Source organism: Pseudomonas sp. HD57-3, assembly GCF_056113135.1.
The window spans coordinates 5,749,521-5,768,493 of sequence record NZ_CM148568.1 but is presented as its reverse complement, the minus strand read 5'-3'; the positions used below and the strand labels follow the sequence as shown (position 1 = coordinate 5,768,493).

The window sequence follows — 18,973 nt, the reverse complement described above, 5'->3', positions numbered from 1 at the left end:
CAAATCGCCTTCGCGGGCTTGCCCGCGAAGGGGCCCTTAATCCAGCCCCAGTTTCTTCAGCCTGTAGCGCATCGAGCGAAACGAAAGACTCAACCGCTGCGCTGCCGCCGTGCGATTCCAGCGGGTTTCTTCCAGCGCCTGCAGAATCAGTTTGCGCTCGACGCTTTCCAGATAGTCTTCCAAATTGTCGATCTGCGTGAGATCGGCAATGCCGCCTTCAGCGGTGCCATTACCTTCACTCAGGCGTAAATCCTCGGCCTCGATCATGCGGTTTTCACACAGGGTGTGCGCCCGTTCAAGCACGTTCTCCAGCTCCCGCACGTTGCCAGGGAAACGGTAGTTTTTCAGCGCCTCGAGGGCATGGGGATGAAGACGTGCCGCCGGCTGCCCGGTGCCATTGGCCAGGCGCTTGAGCATATGGCCGGCCAGTGCTTCGATGTCCTCGCGACGTTCGCGCAGGGACGGCACACGCAGTTCGATCACGTTCAACCGGTAATACAGATCCTGACGAAAACGCTCGGCAGCCACTTCAGCGTCGAGGTCCTTGTGTGTCGCGCAGAGGATGCGAACATCGACCACGGTTTCCTGTTGGCCGCCGACGCTGCGCACGGCTTTCTCCTGGATCGCCCGCAGCAGCTTGACCTGCATCGGCAGCGGCAGATCCGCCACTTCATCGAGAAACAGCGTGCCGCCGTGAGCAGCCTGGAACAGCCCCGGTTTATCTTCCACCGCGCCGCTGAAACTGCCTTTGCGGTGGCCGAAAAATTCGCTCTCCATCAACTCTGAAGGAATCGCCCCGCAGTTCACCGGCACGAATGGCTGGCTGGCGCGCGGGCCCTGTTCATGAATCAATCGGGCCACCAGCTCCTTGCCACTGCCGGACTCGCCGCTGATGTAGACCGGCGCCTGGCTGCGGGCCAGTTTGTCGATCTGTTTGCGCAGATTGCGCATCGGTGGTGAGTCGCCGAGCAACCGCCGGTCGATCGAAGTGCAGACATTGCCCGGCGTCGGCATGCGCAACGCCGAGCCGACCAGCTCGCGCAGGCGCGTCAGGTCCACCGGTTTGGTCAGGAAGTCGAAAGCCCCGGCTTTCAGGGCGTTGATTGCCGTTTCCAGGCTGCCGTAGGCGGTGATCATCGCCACCGGCAGTTGTGGATAACGTTGCTGAATGTGCTGCACCAGCTCCAGGCCGGTGCCGTCGGGCAGGCGCATGTCGGTCAGGCACAGATCGAAGGTCTCGCGGTGCAGCAGCGCTTGGGCATCTGCGAGATTGCGTGCGCTGAAGGTGTCGAGTTTCATCCGTCCCAGGGTGATTTCCAGGAGTTCGCGGATATCCGGCTCGTCGTCGACGATGAGGATTTTTTGCCGTGGGCTCGTGTTCAACTTTGTTTCCGTCCGTGAGCAAAGGTGATGCGAAAGCAGCCGCCGCCTTGGCGTGATTTGAAGTCTAGGCGCGCTTGATTGCTTTCGCACAGCTCACGGGACAGATAAAGCCCAAGGCCGGTGCCCTGGCTGCTGGTGGTAAAGAACGGTTCGAACAGGTGAGCCTGTTGATCCAGCGGCACGCCGGGGCCGTTGTCCTGCACCTCGAGCACGGCCAGCGTGCTTTCGGGGTCGATCAACAGCGTCAGCCAGACCTCGGCCGGATCGTGCAAAAGGGCGCTGTGGCGCCAGCCGTTGCGTAACAGATTGTCGAGAATCTGCGTGAGCTGGCCGGGATCCATCAAGGTGCGGAAATCCCCCGGGCCGATGTGCAGGTGAATGTGCTGACGCTCGCCGGCCTGTTCGCGGCTCTCGCTGACGAACTGCTCCAGCCACGGTTTGAGATCCAGCCGTTGCGGTGCGCTCTGCTGGCGGCGGGACAGTTGCAGGACGTTTTCGATGACTCGGTTCATGCGCTGGGAGTGGTCTTGAATGATCTGCGTCAGACGCCGATCCGCGCCATCGAGTTCCTCGGATTCCTGCAACAGCTGCGCGGCATGACTGATGGCCCCCAGCGGATTGCGGATTTCATGGGCGATACCGGCGGTCAACCGGCCCAGCGCGGCCAGTTTCAATTGCTGGGCCTGCTGGGCGATCTGGGCGAGGTCTTCGAGAAATACCAGGGTCTGGCGGTTCGGGCTCTGTTCCAGGGCGATGAAACTCGGCTGCAACTCCAGGCCGTTACCGGCGATCTTCAGGCTTTGCGGGCGCAGGGTCGGGTTGTTCAGCCACAGTTGCAGGCGTTCGACCAATGCGCTCGAGTGGTCGTCGATCAAGTCGCCTTCAAGGTGTGTCTGGCCCAGCAGGGTCTTGGCGCTGTGATTGGCGAGTTGCACCCGGCGCTGTTCGTCGAGCACTAGAATGCCGGTGCGCATGCGTTGCAGGATCAGCGCGTTGAGGGCTTCGAGCCCCACCACTTCGCTGGCACGCAGCTCGGCCAGGTTCTCACTGACTTCGAGACGGCGGATCAACCCTTGCACCAGTAATGACGCCGCGAAGCATAGGGCGCCGAGGGTGCCGGCCTGCAGATAGTCGTTGGCGCTCAGTGGATGGCTGAAACTCAGCAGAAAGCTGAGTCCGACGATGCCGAGGGAGGCGACGGCGGCGATCAGCAAGCCGATTCGTCGTCGTAGCAACGTGTTGCTGATGGCCACCGAAACGATCAGCAGGTTGCCGATCGCGCTGGCCACGCCGCCCGCCGCATAGAACACGCCGCACAGCAGCAATATGTCGACCAGTGCCAGGCCGAACAACTGGGCCGGGCGGCGGATGTTCTCCAGGAACACCACCAGCAGGATGTTCAGCACCAGGTACAACCAGCTGCCATTGCGCAGCCACTCGTCGTTGGTCGAGTTAAGCAGGCGGTTGTCCATGTTGCTGGAGATCAGCAACACCAGCGTGATGCCGACACTCAAACGGTACAGATGATAGAGGCGCAGCAGTCGCTGAGCCTGTTTGCTGTCGGCGTTGTCGGCCTCAGCGATCACTGGAACCGGGGCCTTGCTCAAGGTGAGCCTGGCTGCAATACCACTGTTGTTGAAGGTTCAGCGCGCGGTCGCGGGGCAGGTGTACGCCGCAATGGGCGCAACGCACCATCGGCGCGGCATCCTGTTCGCGAGGCGATCGGGCGGACGTGGCGGGGGCCTTGAATTTGCGCCACAACCAGACAGCAGCGGCGATCAAGGCAATCCAGAACAGTAAACGAAGCATGATGGGCGGCTTTTCGGCTAATGATTCGGCAGTTTAGCCAAGGACCCGACAAGCGCACAGCCCAATCACACGCCGCAATAAAAAGGGAGATCCGAAGATCTCCCTTTTTGGCATCACCGAAGTGATCAGTCGAACAGACCGAAGGTCATGTAGCTGAAGATGGAACGGTCGCTGTCGCTCGACTCCGGTTCCGGCTCTTCGATCACGTCGCCGTTTTCGTCTTTTGGCTTGAGCTCGTTCGGGATCGCGTCTTTCGCGTCCTGGAACTGCTTCTGCACGTCCTGGTTGGCGCGCGTTTCTCCCGGCGGCAGCGGCGGACGGGATTCGATCAGACCCAAGGTGGCCTTGCTCAGGAACGAACGGTTGTCGGCTTCGGCAACGCGAGGTACGAACTGGCCGTCCTGCAGAGTCGGGTGGTTCGGGTAGTTGAGCTTCAGGGTTTCCAGGCTGGTGGCCGCCAGATCGTCCAGGTGCAGACGCTGGTAGGCTTCGGTCATCACCGCCAGGCCGTCACCGACCGACGGGGTTTCCTGGAAGTTTTCCACGACATAACGACCACGGTTGGCAGCGGCAACATAGGCCTGACGGGTCAGGTAGTAGTCGGCCACGTGGATTTCGTAGGCGGCCAGCAGGTTGCGCAGGTAGATCATGCGCTGCTTGGCGTCCGGCGCGTAGCGGCTGTTCGGGTAGCGGCTGGTCAGCTGGGCGAACTCGTTGTAGGAGTCGCGGGCGGCACCCGGGTCACGCTTGGTCATGTCCAGCGGCAGGAAGCGCGCCAGCAGGCCGACGTCCTGGTCGAACGAAGTCAGACCCTTCAGGTAGTAGGCGTAATCGACGTTCGGGTGCTGCGGATGCAGACGAATGAAACGCTCGGCAGCGGATTTTGCAGCTTCCGGCTCGGCGTTCTTGTAGTTGGCGTAGATCAGTTCCAGCTGCGCCTGATCGGCGTAGCGACCGAACGGATAACGCGACTCCAGAGCCTTCAGCTTGGCTGTGGCGCTGGTGTAGCTGTTGTTGTCCAAGTCCTGTTGAGCCTGCTGGTACAGCTCGGCTTCACTCAGGTTTTCGTCTACGACTTCCTTCGATGAGCAAGCAGCGGTCAATGCGAGGATGGCGATCAGCAGCAGGTGTTTCACTTGCATGGCGGCTTGCGTCCCTATGACGGCCGCTGTCTTGGGCGGGGCCGTCCTGTTATGATGAGCGCCCCGTTGAAAAGCCCCGGGGCAAAAGACGCCGTATTTAACCACAAGCGCGCAGCCGAAACCAAAGGCTGTAGCCGACGCCCAGTCCGAGCATGTCCGATAAAATTGAACTTCGCGCAGAGGTGCCGTCCGAATTGGGCGGCCAACGCCTCGATCAAGTCGCCGCCCAACTCTTCGCCGAGCACTCGCGCTCGCGCCTTTCCGCCTGGATCAAAGAAGGTCGCCTGACTGTGGACGGGGCGGTCATCCGCCCGCGCGACATCGTTCATGGCGGTGCCATCCTTGAGCTCACTGCCGAGCAGGAGGCCCAGGGTGAATGGGTCGCTCAGGACATCGAACTCGACATCGTCTATGAAGACGACGACATTCTGGTGATCAACAAGCCTGCGGGCCTGGTGGTGCACCCGGCTGCCGGTCACGCTGATGGCACCTTGCTCAACGCCTTGCTGCACCACGTGCCGGACATCATCAATGTCCCGCGCGCCGGTATCGTGCATCGTCTGGACAAGGACACCACCGGTCTGATGGTGGTGGCCAAGACCATTCAGGCGCAGACCAAGCTGGTCGCCCAGCTGCAAAGCCGCAGCGTCAGCCGGATCTACGAGTGCATCGTGATCGGCGTGGTGACGGCCGGTGGCAAGATCAATGCCCCGATCGGCCGCCACGGCCAGCAGCGTCAGCGCATGGCGGTGATGGAAGGCGGCAAGCCTGCCGTCAGCCACTACCGCGTGCTGGAGCGCTTCCGTTCCCACACCCACGTACGGGTGAAGCTGGAAACCGGTCGTACTCACCAGATTCGCGTGCACATGTCGCACATCAACTTCCCGTTGGTCGGCGACCCGGCATACGGCGGTCGTTTCCGCATTCCGCCGGCCGCGAGCCAGACCATGGTCGAATCCCTCAAGCACTTCCCGCGTCAGGCCCTGCACGCGCGGTTCCTTGAGCTGGATCACCCGACCACCGGTGAGCGCATGAGCTGGGAATCACCGCTGCCGGAAGATCTGGTGTGGCTGCTGACCCTGCTCAAGCAGGATCGCGAGGCATTCATCGGATGAACTGGCTGACGCCGGACTGGCCCGCGCCGGCCAGCGTCAAGGCCTGTGTCACCACCCGCGAGGGCGGTGTCAGCGAGGCGCCGTTCGACAGCCTCAACCTGGGCGATCACGTCGATGACCGCCCTGAGGCCGTCGCCGAAAACCGTCGGCGCCTGACCGAACAATTCTCTATAAAGCCTGCCTGGTTGCAGCAAGTGCACGGGATTGCCGTGGCGCATGCGGATCCGTCCGTGGTGGCCACGGCGGATGCCAGCTGGACGGCAACACCGGGTATCGCGTGTGCGGCGATGACTGCCGACTGCCTGCCGGCGCTGTTCTGCGACCGTGCCGGTACTCGCGTGGCAGCGGCTCATGCCGGTTGGCGTGGGCTGGCGGCCGGGGTGCTGGAAGCCACACTCGACAGTCTGGATGTGCCCGCCGAAGACGTTCTGGTCTGGCTCGGCCCGGCCATCGGCCCGCAAGCCTTTGAAGTCGGCCCGGAAGTCCGGGAAGTCTTCATCAATCAATTGCCCGAAGCCGAGACAGCCTTTGTCCCGAGCCACAACGCCGGCAAGTTCATGGCCGACATCTACAAGCTGGCGCGTCTGCGTCTGGCGGTCCGCGGTGTCACCGCTGTTTATGGTGGCGGTTTCTGTACCGTGACCGATCCGCGCTTCTTCTCTTATCGCCGTGCATCGCGCACTGGTCGCTTCGCCTCCCTTGTCTGGCTTGAGGCGCCCAGCCTCACAAATACTGTTTCTTTTTGACGGCGTCTGTTTACGTCATGCTGCGTTGCCGCTCCTCGCCATAGCGGGCTATGACTCGTCGCGGCGCCTTGCCTGACGAAAACAGCCACTCGCCAAAAGAGAAACGTATTTGCGAGGCTGGGCGCCCGCTAAGCTTGTCTGACCTGCATCAACTCCCTGACGCTTGAATCTTCCAGAATCGACCGCATCTATAGCGGTATCTGGCAGGTTTCTTTATTCAGGATGGTTTTTTAGGTCCGGCCTGCTCAAAAGGAAGGTGACCCATGCGTATAGACCGTTTAACCAGCAAATTGCAGTTGGCGTTGTCCGATGCCCAATCCCTGGCTGTCGGCCACGATCATCCGGCCATCGAGCCGGCGCATTTGATGCAAGCCATGCTTGAACAGCAGGGTGGTTCGATCAAACCCCTGTTGATGCAGGTGGGCTTCGACGTCAACAGCTTGCGTAAAGAGCTGACCAAAGAGCTCGATCAATTACCGAAAATCCAGAACCCGACCGGCGACGTGAACATGTCGCAGGATCTGGCGCGTCTGCTCAACCAGGCCGACCGTCTGGCCCAGCAGAAGGGCGACCAGTTCATTTCCAGCGAGCTGGTGCTGCTCGCCGCGATGGACGAGAACAGCAAGCTTGGCAAGTTGCTGCTCGGCCAGGGCGTGAGCAAAAAAGCGCTGGAGAACGCGATCAACAACCTGCGCGGTGGCGAGGCGGTGAATGACGCCAACCACGAAGAGTCGCGTCAGGCGTTGGATAAATACACCGTCGACCTGACCAAGCGCGCCGAAGAAGGCAAGCTCGACCCGGTGATCGGCCGTGACGACGAGATCCGTCGCACCATTCAGGTTCTGCAACGCCGCACCAAGAACAACCCGGTGCTGATCGGCGAGCCTGGCGTAGGTAAAACCGCGATTGCCGAGGGGCTGGCCCAGCGCATCATCAATGGTGAAGTGCCGGATGGCCTGCGTGGCAAACGTCTGCTGTCCCTCGATATGGGTGCGCTGATTGCCGGTGCCAAGTATCGCGGCGAGTTCGAAGAGCGCCTGAAAGCGCTGCTCAACGAGCTGTCGAAGCAGGAAGGGCAGATCATTCTGTTCATCGACGAACTGCACACCATGGTCGGCGCCGGCAAGGGCGAAGGCTCGATGGACGCCGGCAACATGCTTAAACCGGCCCTGGCCCGTGGTGAGCTGCATTGCGTCGGCGCGACCACGCTCAACGAGTACCGCCAATATATAGAGAAGGACGCGGCCCTCGAGCGGCGCTTCCAGAAAGTGCTGGTGGACGAGCCGAGCGAAGAAGACACCATCGCGATCCTGCGTGGCCTCAAGGAGCGTTACGAGGTTCACCACAAGGTGGCGATCACCGACGGCGCGATCATCGCGGCGGCCAAGCTCAGCCATCGCTACATCACTGACCGGCAGTTGCCGGACAAGGCGATCGACCTGATCGACGAAGCGGCCAGCCGCATCCGCATGGAGATCGACTCCAAGCCGGAAGTGCTGGATCGTCTGGAACGGCGCCTGATTCAACTAAAGGTGGAATCTCAGGCGCTGAAGAAAGAAAGCGACGAAGCGGCGATCAAGCGCCTGGAAAAACTCCAGGAAGAAATCGTCCGTCACGAGCGTGAGTATTCGGATCTGGAAGAAATCTGGAACTCGGAAAAAGCCGAGGTGCAGGGTTCTGCGCAGATTCAGCAAAAGATCGAACAGTCCCGTCAGGAACTGGAAGCCGCGCGCCGTAAAGGCGACCTGAACCGCATGGCCGAGTTGCAGTACGGGGTGATCCCGGATCTGGAGCGCAGCCTGCAAATGGTCGACCAGCACGGCAAGAGCGAAAACCAGTTGCTGCGCAGCAAGGTGACCGAAGAGGAAATCGCCGAAGTCGTTTCGAAATGGACCGGTATTCCGGTGTCGAAAATGCTCGAAGGCGAGCGCGACAAGCTGATGAAGATGGAAAGCCTGTTGCACCAACGCGTGATCGGCCAGGACGAAGCAGTGGTTGCCGTGGCCAACGCGGTGCGGCGCTCCCGTGCCGGGTTGTCCGACCCGAATCGTCCGAGCGGCTCGTTCATGTTCCTCGGCCCGACCGGTGTCGGTAAAACCGAGTTGTGCAAGGCGCTGGCCGAATTCCTCTTCGATACGGAAGAGGCGATGGTGCGGATCGACATGTCCGAGTTCATGGAGAAACATTCCGTGGCTCGGCTGATCGGTGCGCCACCGGGCTACGTCGGCTACGAAGAGGGCGGTTATCTGACTGAAGCGGTACGGCGCAAGCCTTACTCGGTGATCCTGCTGGACGAAGTCGAGAAGGCGCACCCGGACGTGTTCAACATCCTGCTGCAGGTGCTGGAGGATGGTCGCCTGACCGACAGCCACGGCCGCACGGTGGACTTCCGCAATACCGTGATCGTCATGACCTCCAACCTCGGTTCGATGCAGATCCAGGAACTGGTAGGCGATCGTGAAGCACAACGGGCAGCGGTGATGGATGCGATTTCCACCCACTTCCGTCCGGAGTTCATCAATCGGGTCGACGAAGTGGTGATCTTCGAGCCATTGGCGCGGGATCAGATCGCAGGCATTACCGAGATCCAGCTGGGCCGTCTGCGCAGTCGTCTGGCCGAGCGCGAGCTGAAGCTGGAGCTGAGCCCGGAAGCGATGGACAAGCTGATTGCCGTCGGCTACGACCCGGTCTATGGCGCACGGCCGCTGAAGCGGGCGATCCAGCGCTGGATCGAGAACCCGTTGGCGCAGTTGATCCTGTCGGGACGTTTCCTGCCGGGCGAGACCGCGACCGGCGTCGTGGAGAACGACGAGATCACGTTCAACTGACCCTCGACGGTGTTGAAGTAATCAAGGCCTCGCACTGCGAGGCCTTTTTTTTCGTTAGGCTGTTGAACTCAAAGGAAAAGGCTTGTAAAGTGCGCCCCGCAGTCAGTCACCAACACGGTTTCAGCTCACTGGGCAGAAATCTGAAATAAGTTGCAAATCATTAACTTGAAAGCAATTTAGGGGGTTGACAGAGGTGTTCTAGGTTGTAGAATAGCGCGCCTCAGACACACGAACGCAGCGATGCGAAAACGGTGTCGAGAAGCTGCAAGTTTCACCGTTGTAAATTGAAATATGTAGTTCCGTGATAGCTCAGTCGGTAGAGCAAATGACTGTTAATCATTGGGTCCCAGGTTCGAGTCCTGGTCACGGAGCCAATTTCAAGCCGGGGTATAGCGCAGTCCGGTAGCGCGCCTGCTTTGGGAGCAGGATGTCAGGAGTTCGAATCCCCTTACCCCGACCATTTTTGGGTCGTTAGCTCAGTTGGTAGAGCAGTTGGCTTTTAACCAATTGGTCGTAGGTTCGAATCCCACACGACCCACCATTTTTGAAACCAGTTAACGCTGGGATCGAATCTTAAGATCAGAGGCCAAAAGCGCTGATCGAAGAAGGCGATCTTTGAAAGGTCGCCTTTTTTTTACCGGGGTATAGCGCAGTCCGGTAGCGCGCCTGCTTTGGGAGCAGGATGTCAGGAGTTCGAATCCCCTTACCCCGACCATATTAAAAATCCTCGTATCGAAAGATACGGGGATTTTTTTTGCCCTCCGGAAATGTTTCATTCAAGTCGTCATACAACTTGCCGATAGCCCGCTAACTAAAGGGGCCTGCCATCGATCGCCCCTTGCATCCGGCCAATACAAGAAAAAGGGCGTTCGTCATGTTGCTTCGTCAGTTGAATATTGCTCCCCGTGCCGCCCTGGGCTTTGCCCTGATCGCGGTGCTGGTGGCGTTGCTCGGGGTGTTTGCGCTGGGGCAGATGTCGAGCATCCGCGACAGTGAAGTGGCGGTGGAGACACAGTGGCTGCCGAGCATTCGCGGCGGCGACGAGATTCGCGAGATCATGCTGCGCATCCGCACCATCTCCCTGCGCATGGCGCTGGATCAGGATCCGGCCAACATCGCCACGTACCGCAGCCAGATGGACACCCGCGACAAGGAGCTGAGCGAAAAAATCGCCGCCTACGACCGGCTGGTAACAACCCCGGAAGGGCAGCAGTTGTACGATCAGTTCAAGAAAACCTTTGCTGCCTACCGCACCGGCATCGCCCAGTCGTTCACCCTCGCCGAGCAAGGCAAGCGCGATGAGCTGACCAAGCTGCTGCTGGTCGACATGAAAACCGTGGTCGACGGCTCCGGCAAACAACTCAATGACCTGGCCGACCTGTTCGCCCGCCAGGTCGCCGCCGAAAGCCAGAACTCTGCCGCCCATTACGAAACCTCGCGCACCATCGTAAGTCTGTTCATCGCTCTGGCGGCGTTGGCAACCGTGGCCCTGGCCATGTTGCTGACCCGCAGCATCGTCCGTCCCCTGAGCGCCGCCGTCGACGCTGCTGAACACGTCGCCAGAGGCGATCTGACCCGTCCGATCGAAACCCACGGCAACGATGAGGTCAGCCGGTTGCTCAAGGCGTTGGCGACCATGCAGCAGAACCTGCGCGAAACCCTGCAGGGCATCAGCGGCTCGGCCACGCAACTGGCGACCGCTTCCGATGAACTGAGCGCGGTTACCCATGACAGCACGCAAGGGCTGCAACAACAGAACAACGAAATCGAACAGGCTGCCACCGCCGTTAACGAGATGACCACGGCGGTCGAGGAAGTTGCCCGCAATGCGGTGTCGACGTCCGACGCCACCCGCCAGTCCAGTGAATCCGCGCAGTTGGGCCAGGAGCGGGTCAGCGAAACCGCCGGCGCCATCAACGCCCTGGCCAGCGAAGTCGAACACACCGGCGAGCTGGTGCAATCACTGGCCAATCAGTCGCAGGACATCGGCAAAGTGCTGGACGTGATCCGAGCGATCGCCGAACAGACCAACCTGCTGGCGCTCAACGCTGCCATCGAAGCGGCCCGGGCCGGGGAGAGTGGACGCGGGTTTGCGGTGGTCGCCGACGAAGTCCGCGCACTGGCTTATCGCACGCAACAATCGACCCAGGAAATCGAGCAGATGGTGCAGGGCATGCGCAGCGGGTCGAGCCTGGCGCTGGAGTCGATGCAGGCCAGTGCCTCGCGCGCTGCCACCACGTTGGTGCTGGCCGAGCGGGCCGGTGAAGCGTTGCAGACGATCACGGCCTCGGTAAACGAAATCCACGAGCGCAATCTGGTGATCGCCAGCGCCGCCGAAGAACAGGCGCAAGTGGCGCGTGAAGTGGATCGCAATCTGGTGAACATTCGCGATCTGTCGGTGCGTTCGGCGGCGGGTGCCGATCAAACCAACGCGTCGAGCCATGAACTGTCGCAACTGGCCAACGCCCTGCAAGGCATGGTGCGGCGCTTCCAGCTGTAATCATGCAGGCGTGAAAAAGCCGCGCTTCTCGTCAGAGAAAGCGCGGCTTTGTTTTGTCGGGCGTCTGAAAAATCAGGCACCGTCCTGGTCTTTCAGGTGTTCGAACAGACCTTTCGGCATTTTCTTGCCATTGGCTTCGAAGTTGGCTTTGACGTTGTTGTACGCCTCTTGCTCGTCGATGAAGCCGTCGTGGTTGGTGTCGATCTTGTCGAAGTCGGACTTCGGCGCGACCTTCAGGAACTCGGCGCGCGAAACCTTGCCGTCGCCATCGGTGTCGGTCTTGGCCATCGACGCATCGCCGCATTTGCCTTCACCGCATTTGCCTTCCGGGGTTTTTACCGAGGTTTCGGCCGAAGCGACCATGTAGCCCTGGGCCAGCGGTTGTGCGGCGAACACCGAGCCGGACAGCATCAGGCCGCCGGCCAGTACGGCACCGACCAGGCCAAGGGAGTTTTTGCCGATTTTCGAAGTACGGGACATTGCATTCTCCTTCGGTTGCACTGCGCAACCACACGTTAAGGGCGATCAAGCCGGAGCAGGTGTGCTCGGGTGTGGCCATTAAGCGGTGGCGGTGTATCGCGTCTGTGTCGAGGAGCGGGGCGTTTGTAAGCGAAGGTGGGGAAAGCGAGGGCAGATACAGTAGAAAACAAAACACCGTGAGGGCGAGCCCGCCCCCACGGTGTTTTTTACATCAGTGCAGCTTCAGGCGCGGCTCGGTGCCGCGTCCGATCTTGCTGCCCAGCATCAGCATCGCCGTGCGGAACGGCCCGTACAGCGCCATCTGGTGCATGCGGTACAGCGACACGTAAAACATCCGCGCCAGCCAGCCCTCAAGCATCACGCTGCCGGTCAGGTTGCCCATCAGGTTACCCACCGCCGAAAAACGCGACAGCGAAATCAGCGAGCCGTAGTCGGTGTACTTGTACTCCGGCAGGGTCTTGCCTTCGATCCGCAGTTTCAGCGATTTGGCCAGCAGCGACGCCTGTTGGTGCGCAGCCTGGGCCCGTGGTGGAACGTTGCGATCCGAGCCCGGTTGCGGGCAGGCGGCGCAGTCACCGAAGGCGAAAATGTTTTCGTCGCGGGTGGTCTGCAGCGTTGGCAGCACTTGCAGCTGATTGATGCGGTTGGTTTCCAGACCGTCGATGTCCTTGAGGAAACCCGGTGCGCGGATCCCGGCAGCCCAGACTTTCAGACTGGCCTTGATCTCGTTGCTGTCGGCGGTGATCAGGCTGTCGGCGGTGACCTGGCTGACCGAGGCATTGGTCATCACGTTGACCCCGAGTTTCTCCAGAGTCTTGTGTACCGGCCCGCTGATCCGCTCCGGCAGGGCTGGCAGCACTCGTGGCCCGGCTTCGATCAGGGTGATGTGCATGTTTTCCGGTTTGATCCGGTCCAGACCGTAAGCCGCGAGCTCATGGGCGGCATTGTGCAGCTCGGCCGCGAGCTCGACACCCGTGGCACCGGCACCGACGATGGCCACGCTGATCTGCTGGACCACATCAGTCTGCCCGGCGTGAGCACGCAGGTAGTGGTTGAGCAGTTGCTGATGGAAGCGCTCGGCCTGTTTGCGGGTGTCGAGGAACAGGCAGTGTTGCGCGGCGCCCTGGGTGCCGAAATCGTTGGTGGTGCTGCCGACCGCGATCACCAGCGAGTCGTAGGGCACTTCCCGCGCCGGGACCAGCTCAACGCCGTTTTCGTCGTAGGTGGCAGCCAGCTGGATCTTCTTCTGCTCACGATCGAGTCCGCTCATGCGCCCCAGCTGGAACTCGAAGTGGTTCCATTTGGCCTGGGCGACATAGTTGAGTTCGTCTTCGGAAGAGTTCAGCGATCCGGCGGCCACTTCGTGCAGCAGCGGTTTCCAGATGTGCGTGAGGTTCGCGTCGACCAGCATGATGCTGGCGGTGCCGCGTTTGCCCAGAGTCTTACCCAGACGGGTAGCCAACTCCAGACCGCCGGCGCCGCCGCCGACAATGACAATACGATGGGACATAGGGATAGCTCGCAAGGTTTTGAAAGGAAATCGGTACGGCTACCCGAGCGAGCGCGATGCAGCTCATAGCGTCAGGTAACTGATAAATCGGCTCAACAGGCCCAGACCAATGGTCACTGCCAGCACCAGCACCAGGAGCATCCACGGCCGGAATGGCCGGCGCTCGACACGGTGTTGGGACAACTGCAGGTACTCTTCGACATGCTTCTGGTCTTCGGGGTTCAGGCGGCTGGTCATAAAGGCCTCGTCAGGTAGACGTTACTGAATGAGAACACGCTACAGCGGTTTTCAACCGGGATTGAACGCAGCATAGCCACTGTCCGGGACCGGTTCGACAGACACACTGTCCCCGAGGCGAATGATCCCGCTTTGTAACACTCGCGCGGTGATTCCGCCATGCCCTCGCACGGCCTGGAACGTTCCGGGGCCAAGGTTGTTTTGCAGGCGCGCACACGGCTGGCACCAGCCTGTAGTTTCGAAAATCGCCTGACCAATGCGAAAGCGCCGCCCCTTGAGGCTGAACAGGTTGATCCCGCTTATAACGAGATTGCGCCGCAGATCTTCAGGTGTGACCGGTTGTTCGGCCGACCGGCCCATCAGGGCGCTGATCACGGCCAGATGCTCCCACTGAATCAGCGTCACCTGCCGCGCATTGCGCACACCGGGCCGAGCGTGATCACCGGTGAGCCCGGCTTCAAGCCGCGCCTCCACCGCATCGAGCGCGAGCATCGGCCCCCGTGATTCGGGGCGCACGCCAATCCAGCGCACGCATCCGGTCTGCGGGACATCAGCAATCAATTGTTGAAGCGGCGTCACAGGCTGATCCCGACATCGAACACGATGCTGCGGCCCAGGTTGCCGCGCAGAAAATCCGGGGCATCGGGATGAGCGAACAACACCCGGGCAAAGGTCGGCCCGACCAGCGACAGTGAGCGCCAGCCCTGACGCAGGTACTCGGTGGGCGGAGGAAAGTGGCTGTTCAGATCGAGCACTTCGCGCTTGAGGCTGGCGAAGGCAATGATGTCCAGCTCGCCCAGATCCATCCCGCGTTCCTTGTAGTTGTGCGCTTTCTTGCGCAAGGTCGGCGCCAGTCTCAGCAGAAACTCATTGGCCGGAATCCGCCGCGGCTTGGCTTCACGCCGTACCAGTTGGCTGAGGGAAAACGCACTGCGTCGCCGTTGCAGCTCATCGCGCCATTCGTCGTTGAGCCGACGTCCCTCGTCGAGGACGAAAAACACTTCGAAGTTGGCGTCGCGAAACAACACGTCCGGCGGCTCACCGGCGGGGGCGAATTCGTCGGCACGATAAGGAATATTCAAGCCTTGCAGCAGGCGCTGGCAGACCCAACGCTCACGCTCCCATTTGCGGGCATTGGACAGGAAGGCGTTGGCTTGCTCGGCCGCGATGGTCAGCAGGCGTAAATAATCTGAGTCATCCATAGGCCCAAGCTTAGCGTTCAATTGCGACAAGCAGAAAGCTTTGCATCGGCAGATGTCCCGCCGTGCAGGTGTAGACTTCGCCGCAGGAGCGCCAATCAAAGGAGTCTGCGGTGCGAATGAAGGTGATGGGATCATGATCGGTGCAGAATTGCTGTCATCGACGAGTCTGACTCTCGGCTGGCTGATTTACCTGCCGGTGTTGCTCTGGGCGATTGTTCGCGCACCGTGGGTCGAACTGTTCAGCGACAACCGTCGTCAGCATTTGCTGTTCGGCACGGTGTTCGCGTTGTTTCTGCTGTGGCTGGTGCGCAGGGATTTCGACACCGGGGTGTCTTACCACTTCATCGGCATGACAGCGGTGACGCTGCTGCTGGACTGGCCGCTGGCGATCGTCGGCGGACTGGTGGCGCAACTGGGACTGGTGCTGTTGGGGCGTCAGGATCTGGTGGCCGTCGGGGTCAACGGCGCCTTGCTGATCCTGTTGCCGGTGCTGATCACCGAATGCGTGGCGATCCTGGTCGAGCGTGCGCAGCCGCGCAATCCGTTCGTGTACATCTTCTGTTCCGGCTTTTTCGCCGCGGCGCTGTCGGCGTTGTTCTGCCTGACGCTGAGCCTGACGTTGCTCTGGTACGACGGCCTCTTTGCCATGCCGGAATGGTTGGAGGATTTCATCGGTTACCTGTGGTTGCTGATTTTTCCCGAAGCCTTCATCAACGGCATGGTGGTCAGTGCCTTGGTGGTGTTCTGCCCGGAATGGCTGGAGACCTTCAACCGCACCCGCTACCTTTCGGCGCCGTGGAAGGACGACGATCCCAAGTCTTGATCCACATCAAATCCACCCAGCGCGCGGCATTTCATGCTCGGCCAAATCCCTTCAGGAGCAGCGGCATGAGCGTGTACGAGTGGGCGAGGCAGGAAACCCGGCAGAGTCTGGAGATGGCACAGGAGGTGGGATTTGATCCGGGCCTGAGCCTGCGCGCCTTGCTCAGTGCAGTGGTGCAGCAGAGCAAGGCGGTGCGCAACGCCGAAGACCTGGCCGACGAGTTGCGCTTTCTGGCGGAAAACCTCGACGACGATCAGGACTACGGCTTCATGCGGCCCTGAGCGGGATCAGTGACGCGGGTCGAAATCGCCGGAAAACAGTTCGTCCTCGGCATCCGGGGCCACGGGAATCTTGTGTTCTTCCGACGCCCAGGCGCCGAGGTCGATCAGTTTGCAGCGGTCCGAGCAGAACGGACGGTATTTGTTTTCCGGGGTGAATTCCACGGGCGCGCCGCAAGTCGGGCAGTTGACGGTAGGGGTCTGGCTCATGATTGGCCTCCGGATAAAGTCAGGTAAAAGTGATGCAGGCGCTCGACCTCGCTGTGCAGCCAGGCGAGGTCGCGGTCGTTGACCACCACGTCGTCGGCACGGCTGACGCGGTCTTCGCGGCTGGACTGGGCCTTGAGGATCGCCTGGACCTGCTGTTCGCTGGTCTGGTCACGCTGCAAGGTGCGTTCGATCTGCAGTTGTTGCGGGGCGTCGATCACCAGGATTCGCTGAGTCATCGCGTATTGCCCGGATTCGATCAGCAGCGGCGAGACCAGAATCGCGTAAGGCGATTGTGCCAGCGCCAGATGATGGGCGATTTCCTCGGCGATCAGCGGATGCAGCAGCGCTTCGAGCCAGCGCCGTTGCTCCGGCACCTCAAAGATCAGTTTGCGCAGGGCTGCACGATCCAGCGTGCCGTCGGCCTGCAACACATCGGGGCCGAAGTGTTCGGCGATCTTCGCCAGCGCCGGACGGCCCGGTTCGACCACCCAGCGCGCCGCGTGGTCGGCGTCCACCACGTGGATACCAAGGTCGATGAAGTGCTGGGCGGCGGCGCTTTTGCCGCTGCCGATGCCGCCGGTCAGGCCGAGAATCCAGGGTTTTTCCACAGGGGTATTCATTTCAAACCGACAAACTGCCAATAGAAGCCGGTTATTTGACCACCCCAGAGCAAGGCAATCCAGCCGGCAATTGTCAGATACGGGCCGAAGGGGATCGGCGTCGAGGTTTTCTGGTCACGCAGCTTGAGCAAAATCACCCCGAGCACGGCGCCCACCAGCGAGGACAAAAGAATGGTCAGCGGCAAAATCTGCCAGCCGCCCCAGGCCCCGAGCAGCGCCAGCAGCTTGAAATCGCCGTGACCGATGCCGTCCTTGCCAGTGATCAGTTTGAACAGCCAGAACACCGACCACAGCGCCATGTAACCCAGCACCGCGCCCCACAGGGCATCGTGCAGCGGCACGAACAGCTCGAAGCTGTTGACGATCAGCCCCAGCCACAGCAGCGGCAGCACCAGCACGTCGGGCAGCAACTGATGCTCGGTGTCGATCAGGCTCATGGCCAACAGGCCCCAGGTCAGCACGATCAGCAGGCACGCCGGCCAGCCGAAACCCAGGTGCCAAGCGATGAACGCCGAGAGCATGCCGCAGGCCAGCTCGGTCAGCGGGTAACGCTTGCTGATCGGTGCGCTGCAACTTGAACAGCGCCCGCGCAGGAACACGTAACTCAACACGGGAATGTTTTCCCACGCGCGGATCCGGTGGCCACAGTGCGGGCACTGCGAGTGCGGCAGCATCAGGTTGTAGGTGGGCAACGGCGCTTCACCGGGCAGCCCCAACACATCGTGAGCCTGCTGGCGCCATTCCCGCTCGAGCATTTTCGGCAGGCGCCAGATCAACACGTTGAGAAAACTGCCGACCACCAGCCCCAGCAGCAGGGCGGTGAAAACAAAGGCCAGCGGATAGAGACTGAAGAGTTCGTCGATAGGCATGTCAGATCGCTGAGCCGAGTTGGAAGATCGGCAGGTACATCGCCACTACGAGACCGCCGACGATCACCCCGAGCACCACCATGATGAACGGCTCCATCAGGCTGGTGAGGTTGTCGACCATGTTGTCCACTTCGTCCTCATAGAACCCCGCGACCTTGTCGAGCATCTCGTCCAGTGCGCCGGACTCTTCGCCGATGGCGGTCATCTGCACCGCCATGTTCGGAAAGATGCCGGTGGAGCGCATCGAGAAATTCAGCTGCATGCCGGTGGAAACGTCCTGGCGGATGCGCAGCACGGCGCGCTTGAACACCACGTTGCCGGTGGCCCCGGCCACCGAGTCCAGCGCTTCCACCAACGGCACACCGGCTGCGAAGGTGGTCGACAGGGTCCGGGCAAACCGCGCCACGGCGGACTTGTACATCAGCGTGCCCACCAGCGGCAGCTTGAGAAACCAGGTGTCACGTCGGTCGCGCATGGCCTGGGATTTTTTCAGGGCATGGCGGGTGCCGAAAAAACCGGCCACCAGCAAACCGAGAATCGCCCACCACCATTGCTGCATGAATTCGGACAGGCTGATCACCATCAGCGTGAAGGCCGGCAGTTCGGCGCCGAAGCCAGAGAACACCGACTGGAACTGCGGCACCACCTTGACCAGCAGAATCCCGGTAACCACCGCCGCCACCAGCACCACGGCGGACGGATAGGTCATGGCCTTCCTGATCTTGGCTTTGAGACTTTCGCTCTTTTCCTTGTAGGTCGCGACCCGCTCCAGCAGGGTGTCGAGCGCGCCGGACTGCTCACCGGCATCCACCAGGTTGCAGTACAACTCGTCAAAATACTGAGGCTTCTTGCGCAGCGCGGCGGCGAAGCTGTTGCCGGCGGCGACTTCCTGTTTCACCTCGTCGACCAGCTTGCGCATGGCCGGGTTCTCGAAGCCTTCGCCAATGATGTCGAATGACTGCAACAGAGGCACGCCGGCCTTCATCATGGTCGCCATCTGCCGGGTGAACAGGGCAATGTCCTGGGCCTTGATGCGCTTGCCGAAGCTCAGCAGCGAGGCGGATTTCTTGCGTACCTTGCCCGGGTTGATGCCTTGCTTGCGCAATTGGGCCTTGACCAGTGCGGGGTTCTGGCCGCTCAGCTCGCCGGTCACCTTGCTGCCTTTGCGGTCCGTGCCTTCCCAGGCGTAGACACTGATTTTCGCTGCCTTGACCGCCATGT

Annotated in this window: 19 protein-coding genes and 4 tRNA genes; 10 read left to right on the top strand and 13 right to left on the bottom strand. The window is 61.0% G+C overall.

The window, feature by feature from the left end; translation table 11 throughout:
- Positions 1-36: 36 nt before the first annotated feature.
- The 4 genes from AC0R79_RS26160 to AC0R79_RS26145 form a co-directional block, all read right to left on the bottom strand.
- On the bottom strand, positions 37-1,383 hold the full coding sequence (locus AC0R79_RS26160; RefSeq protein WP_474732275.1) for a sigma-54-dependent transcriptional regulator: 1,347 nt from the start codon (positions 1,381-1,383) through the stop codon (positions 37-39).
- A complete protein-coding gene (locus AC0R79_RS26155) occupies positions 1,380-2,969 on the bottom strand; it encodes a sensor histidine kinase (RefSeq protein WP_127800969.1) in 1,590 nt (529 codons plus the stop codon). The genes AC0R79_RS26160 and AC0R79_RS26155 overlap by 4 nt, the downstream gene beginning before the upstream one ends.
- Entirely contained in the window at positions 2,959-3,192 is a 234-nt protein-coding gene (locus AC0R79_RS26150; RefSeq protein ID WP_262159847.1) for a PP0621 family protein, read from the bottom strand. Before AC0R79_RS26150 ends, AC0R79_RS26155 begins: the two co-directional genes overlap by 11 nt.
- A gap of 125 nt (positions 3,193-3,317) precedes the next feature.
- A complete protein-coding gene (locus tag AC0R79_RS26145) occupies positions 3,318-4,334 on the bottom strand; it encodes an outer membrane protein assembly factor BamD (protein ID WP_127799984.1) in 1,017 nt (338 codons plus the stop codon).
- A gap of 152 nt (positions 4,335-4,486) precedes the next feature.
- Between AC0R79_RS26145 and rluD the strand changes: the two genes are divergently transcribed.
- The 8 genes from rluD (at position 4,487) to AC0R79_RS26105 (ending at position 11,523) form a co-directional block, all read left to right on the top strand.
- Positions 4,487-5,449 (top strand): 23S rRNA pseudouridine(1911/1915/1917) synthase RluD, encoded by a 963-nt coding sequence (rluD, locus tag AC0R79_RS26140; protein ID WP_007959567.1) that lies wholly within the window; start codon positions 4,487-4,489, stop codon positions 5,447-5,449.
- Positions 5,446-6,195 (top strand): peptidoglycan editing factor PgeF, encoded by a 750-nt coding sequence (gene pgeF, locus AC0R79_RS26135; protein ID WP_474732270.1) that lies wholly within the window; start codon positions 5,446-5,448, stop codon positions 6,193-6,195. The genes rluD and pgeF overlap by 4 nt, the downstream gene beginning before the upstream one ends.
- A 263-nt stretch (positions 6,196-6,458) precedes the next feature.
- Entirely contained in the window at positions 6,459-9,023 is a 2,565-nt protein-coding gene (gene clpB, locus AC0R79_RS26130; RefSeq protein ID WP_007959569.1) for an ATP-dependent chaperone ClpB, read from the top strand.
- Between the two features lie 298 nt (positions 9,024-9,321).
- Positions 9,322-9,397, top strand: a tRNA-Asn gene (locus AC0R79_RS26125).
- A 9-nt stretch (positions 9,398-9,406) separates the two neighbouring features.
- A tRNA-Pro gene (locus tag AC0R79_RS26120) sits at positions 9,407-9,483 on the top strand.
- Positions 9,484-9,488: 5 nt separating this feature from the next.
- Positions 9,489-9,564, top strand: a tRNA-Lys gene (locus AC0R79_RS26115).
- Positions 9,565-9,661: 97 nt separating this feature from the next.
- Positions 9,662-9,738 (top strand) — tRNA-Pro (locus tag AC0R79_RS26110).
- 159 nt (positions 9,739-9,897) lie between these two features.
- A complete protein-coding gene (locus AC0R79_RS26105; protein ID WP_375747902.1) occupies positions 9,898-11,523 on the top strand; it encodes a methyl-accepting chemotaxis protein in 1,626 nt (541 codons plus the stop codon).
- 72 nt (positions 11,524-11,595) lie between these two features.
- Here the strand turns inward: AC0R79_RS26105 and AC0R79_RS26100 are convergent, their stop codons facing one another.
- From AC0R79_RS26100 to AC0R79_RS26080, 5 genes are all read right to left on the bottom strand, one after another.
- On the bottom strand, positions 11,596-12,003 hold the full coding sequence (locus tag AC0R79_RS26100) for an HvfA family oxazolone/thioamide-modified RiPP metallophore (protein ID WP_007959573.1): 408 nt from the start codon (positions 12,001-12,003) through the stop codon (positions 11,596-11,598).
- A 211-nt stretch (positions 12,004-12,214) separates the two neighbouring features.
- Complete coding sequence (locus tag AC0R79_RS26095) at positions 12,215-13,513, bottom strand: NAD(P)/FAD-dependent oxidoreductase (protein WP_474732267.1); 1,299 nt, start codon at positions 13,511-13,513, stop codon at positions 12,215-12,217.
- Positions 13,514-13,576: 63 nt separating this feature from the next.
- The gene (locus AC0R79_RS26090) at positions 13,577-13,750 is read right to left on the bottom strand and encodes a DUF3094 domain-containing protein (RefSeq protein WP_007909875.1); all 174 of its coding nucleotides are present in this window, start codon (positions 13,748-13,750) and stop codon (positions 13,577-13,579) included.
- Positions 13,751-13,801: 51 nt separating this feature from the next.
- Positions 13,802-14,329: an MOSC domain-containing protein gene (locus tag AC0R79_RS26085; protein ID WP_102686306.1), complete on the bottom strand. Its 528-nt coding sequence runs from the start codon at positions 14,327-14,329 to the stop codon at positions 13,802-13,804.
- Positions 14,326-14,952 (bottom strand): DUF1780 domain-containing protein, encoded by a 627-nt coding sequence (locus AC0R79_RS26080; protein ID WP_007959580.1) that lies wholly within the window; start codon positions 14,950-14,952, stop codon positions 14,326-14,328. The genes AC0R79_RS26085 and AC0R79_RS26080 overlap by 4 nt, the downstream gene beginning before the upstream one ends.
- A 133-nt stretch (positions 14,953-15,085) precedes the next feature.
- Here AC0R79_RS26080 and AC0R79_RS26075 point away from each other — a divergent pair, with 133 nt between their 5' ends.
- The gene (locus AC0R79_RS26075) at positions 15,086-15,775 is read left to right on the top strand and encodes an energy-coupling factor ABC transporter permease (RefSeq protein WP_115079246.1); all 690 of its coding nucleotides are present in this window, start codon (positions 15,086-15,088) and stop codon (positions 15,773-15,775) included.
- A gap of 65 nt (positions 15,776-15,840) precedes the next feature.
- On the top strand, positions 15,841-16,056 hold the full coding sequence (locus AC0R79_RS26070; RefSeq protein WP_007959584.1) for a hypothetical protein: 216 nt from the start codon (positions 15,841-15,843) through the stop codon (positions 16,054-16,056).
- 6 nt (positions 16,057-16,062) lie between these two features.
- On the opposite strand, the gene yacG is transcribed toward AC0R79_RS26070, so the two are convergent.
- Genes yacG through AC0R79_RS26050 form a run of 4 tightly spaced genes read right to left on the bottom strand, consistent with a single transcriptional unit; the run spans position 16,063 to position 18,971 of the window.
- The gene (gene yacG, locus AC0R79_RS26065) at positions 16,063-16,263 is read right to left on the bottom strand and encodes a DNA gyrase inhibitor YacG (RefSeq protein WP_011335983.1); all 201 of its coding nucleotides are present in this window, start codon (positions 16,261-16,263) and stop codon (positions 16,063-16,065) included.
- On the bottom strand, positions 16,260-16,883 hold the full coding sequence (gene coaE / locus AC0R79_RS26060; protein WP_007959586.1) for a dephospho-CoA kinase: 624 nt from the start codon (positions 16,881-16,883) through the stop codon (positions 16,260-16,262). Before coaE ends, yacG begins: the two co-directional genes overlap by 4 nt.
- Positions 16,880-17,752, bottom strand: a complete 873-nt coding sequence (locus AC0R79_RS26055) for a prepilin peptidase (protein WP_474732266.1) — start codon at positions 17,750-17,752, stop codon at positions 16,880-16,882. The genes coaE and AC0R79_RS26055 overlap by 4 nt, the downstream gene beginning before the upstream one ends.
- Position 17,753: 1 nt before the next feature.
- Positions 17,754-18,971 carry a type II secretion system F family protein gene (locus AC0R79_RS26050; RefSeq protein ID WP_127799970.1) on the bottom strand — a complete coding sequence of 406 codons (1,218 nt, stop codon included), beginning with the start codon at positions 18,969-18,971 and terminating at the stop codon, positions 17,754-17,756.
- Positions 18,972-18,973 lie beyond the last annotated feature (2 nt).

Coding starts and splice junctions, on each gene's coding strand:
- AC0R79_RS26150 (WP_262159847.1), bottom strand. CDS start 3,192: ATGCTTCGTTTACTGTTCTGGATTGCCTTGATCGCCGCTGCTGTCTGG.
- AC0R79_RS26145 (WP_127799984.1), bottom strand. CDS start 4,334: ATGCAAGTGAAACACCTGCTGCTGATCGCCATCCTCGCATTGACCGCT.
- rluD (WP_007959567.1), top strand. CDS start 4,487: ATGTCCGATAAAATTGAACTTCGCGCAGAGGTGCCGTCCGAATTGGGC.
- pgeF (WP_474732270.1), top strand. CDS start 5,446: ATGAACTGGCTGACGCCGGACTGGCCCGCGCCGGCCAGCGTCAAGGCC.
- clpB (WP_007959569.1), top strand. CDS start 6,459: ATGCGTATAGACCGTTTAACCAGCAAATTGCAGTTGGCGTTGTCCGAT.
- AC0R79_RS26105 (WP_375747902.1), top strand. CDS start 9,898: ATGTTGCTTCGTCAGTTGAATATTGCTCCCCGTGCCGCCCTGGGCTTT.
- AC0R79_RS26100 (WP_007959573.1), bottom strand. CDS start 12,003: ATGTCCCGTACTTCGAAAATCGGCAAAAACTCCCTTGGCCTGGTCGGT.
- AC0R79_RS26095 (WP_474732267.1), bottom strand. CDS start 13,513: ATGTCCCATCGTATTGTCATTGTCGGCGGCGGCGCCGGCGGTCTGGAG.
- AC0R79_RS26090 (WP_007909875.1), bottom strand. CDS start 13,750: ATGACCAGCCGCCTGAACCCCGAAGACCAGAAGCATGTCGAAGAGTAC.
- AC0R79_RS26080 (WP_007959580.1), bottom strand. CDS start 14,952: ATGGATGACTCAGATTATTTACGCCTGCTGACCATCGCGGCCGAGCAA.
- AC0R79_RS26075 (WP_115079246.1), top strand. CDS start 15,086: ATGATCGGTGCAGAATTGCTGTCATCGACGAGTCTGACTCTCGGCTGG.
- AC0R79_RS26070 (WP_007959584.1), top strand. CDS start 15,841: ATGAGCGTGTACGAGTGGGCGAGGCAGGAAACCCGGCAGAGTCTGGAG.
- yacG (WP_011335983.1), bottom strand. CDS start 16,263: ATGAGCCAGACCCCTACCGTCAACTGCCCGACTTGCGGCGCGCCCGTG.
- coaE (WP_007959586.1), bottom strand. CDS start 16,883: ATGAATACCCCTGTGGAAAAACCCTGGATTCTCGGCCTGACCGGCGGC.
- AC0R79_RS26055 (WP_474732266.1), bottom strand. CDS start 17,752: ATGCCTATCGACGAACTCTTCAGTCTCTATCCGCTGGCCTTTGTTTTC.
- AC0R79_RS26050 (WP_127799970.1), bottom strand. CDS start 18,971: ATGGCGGTCAAGGCAGCGAAAATCAGTGTCTACGCCTGGGAAGGCACG.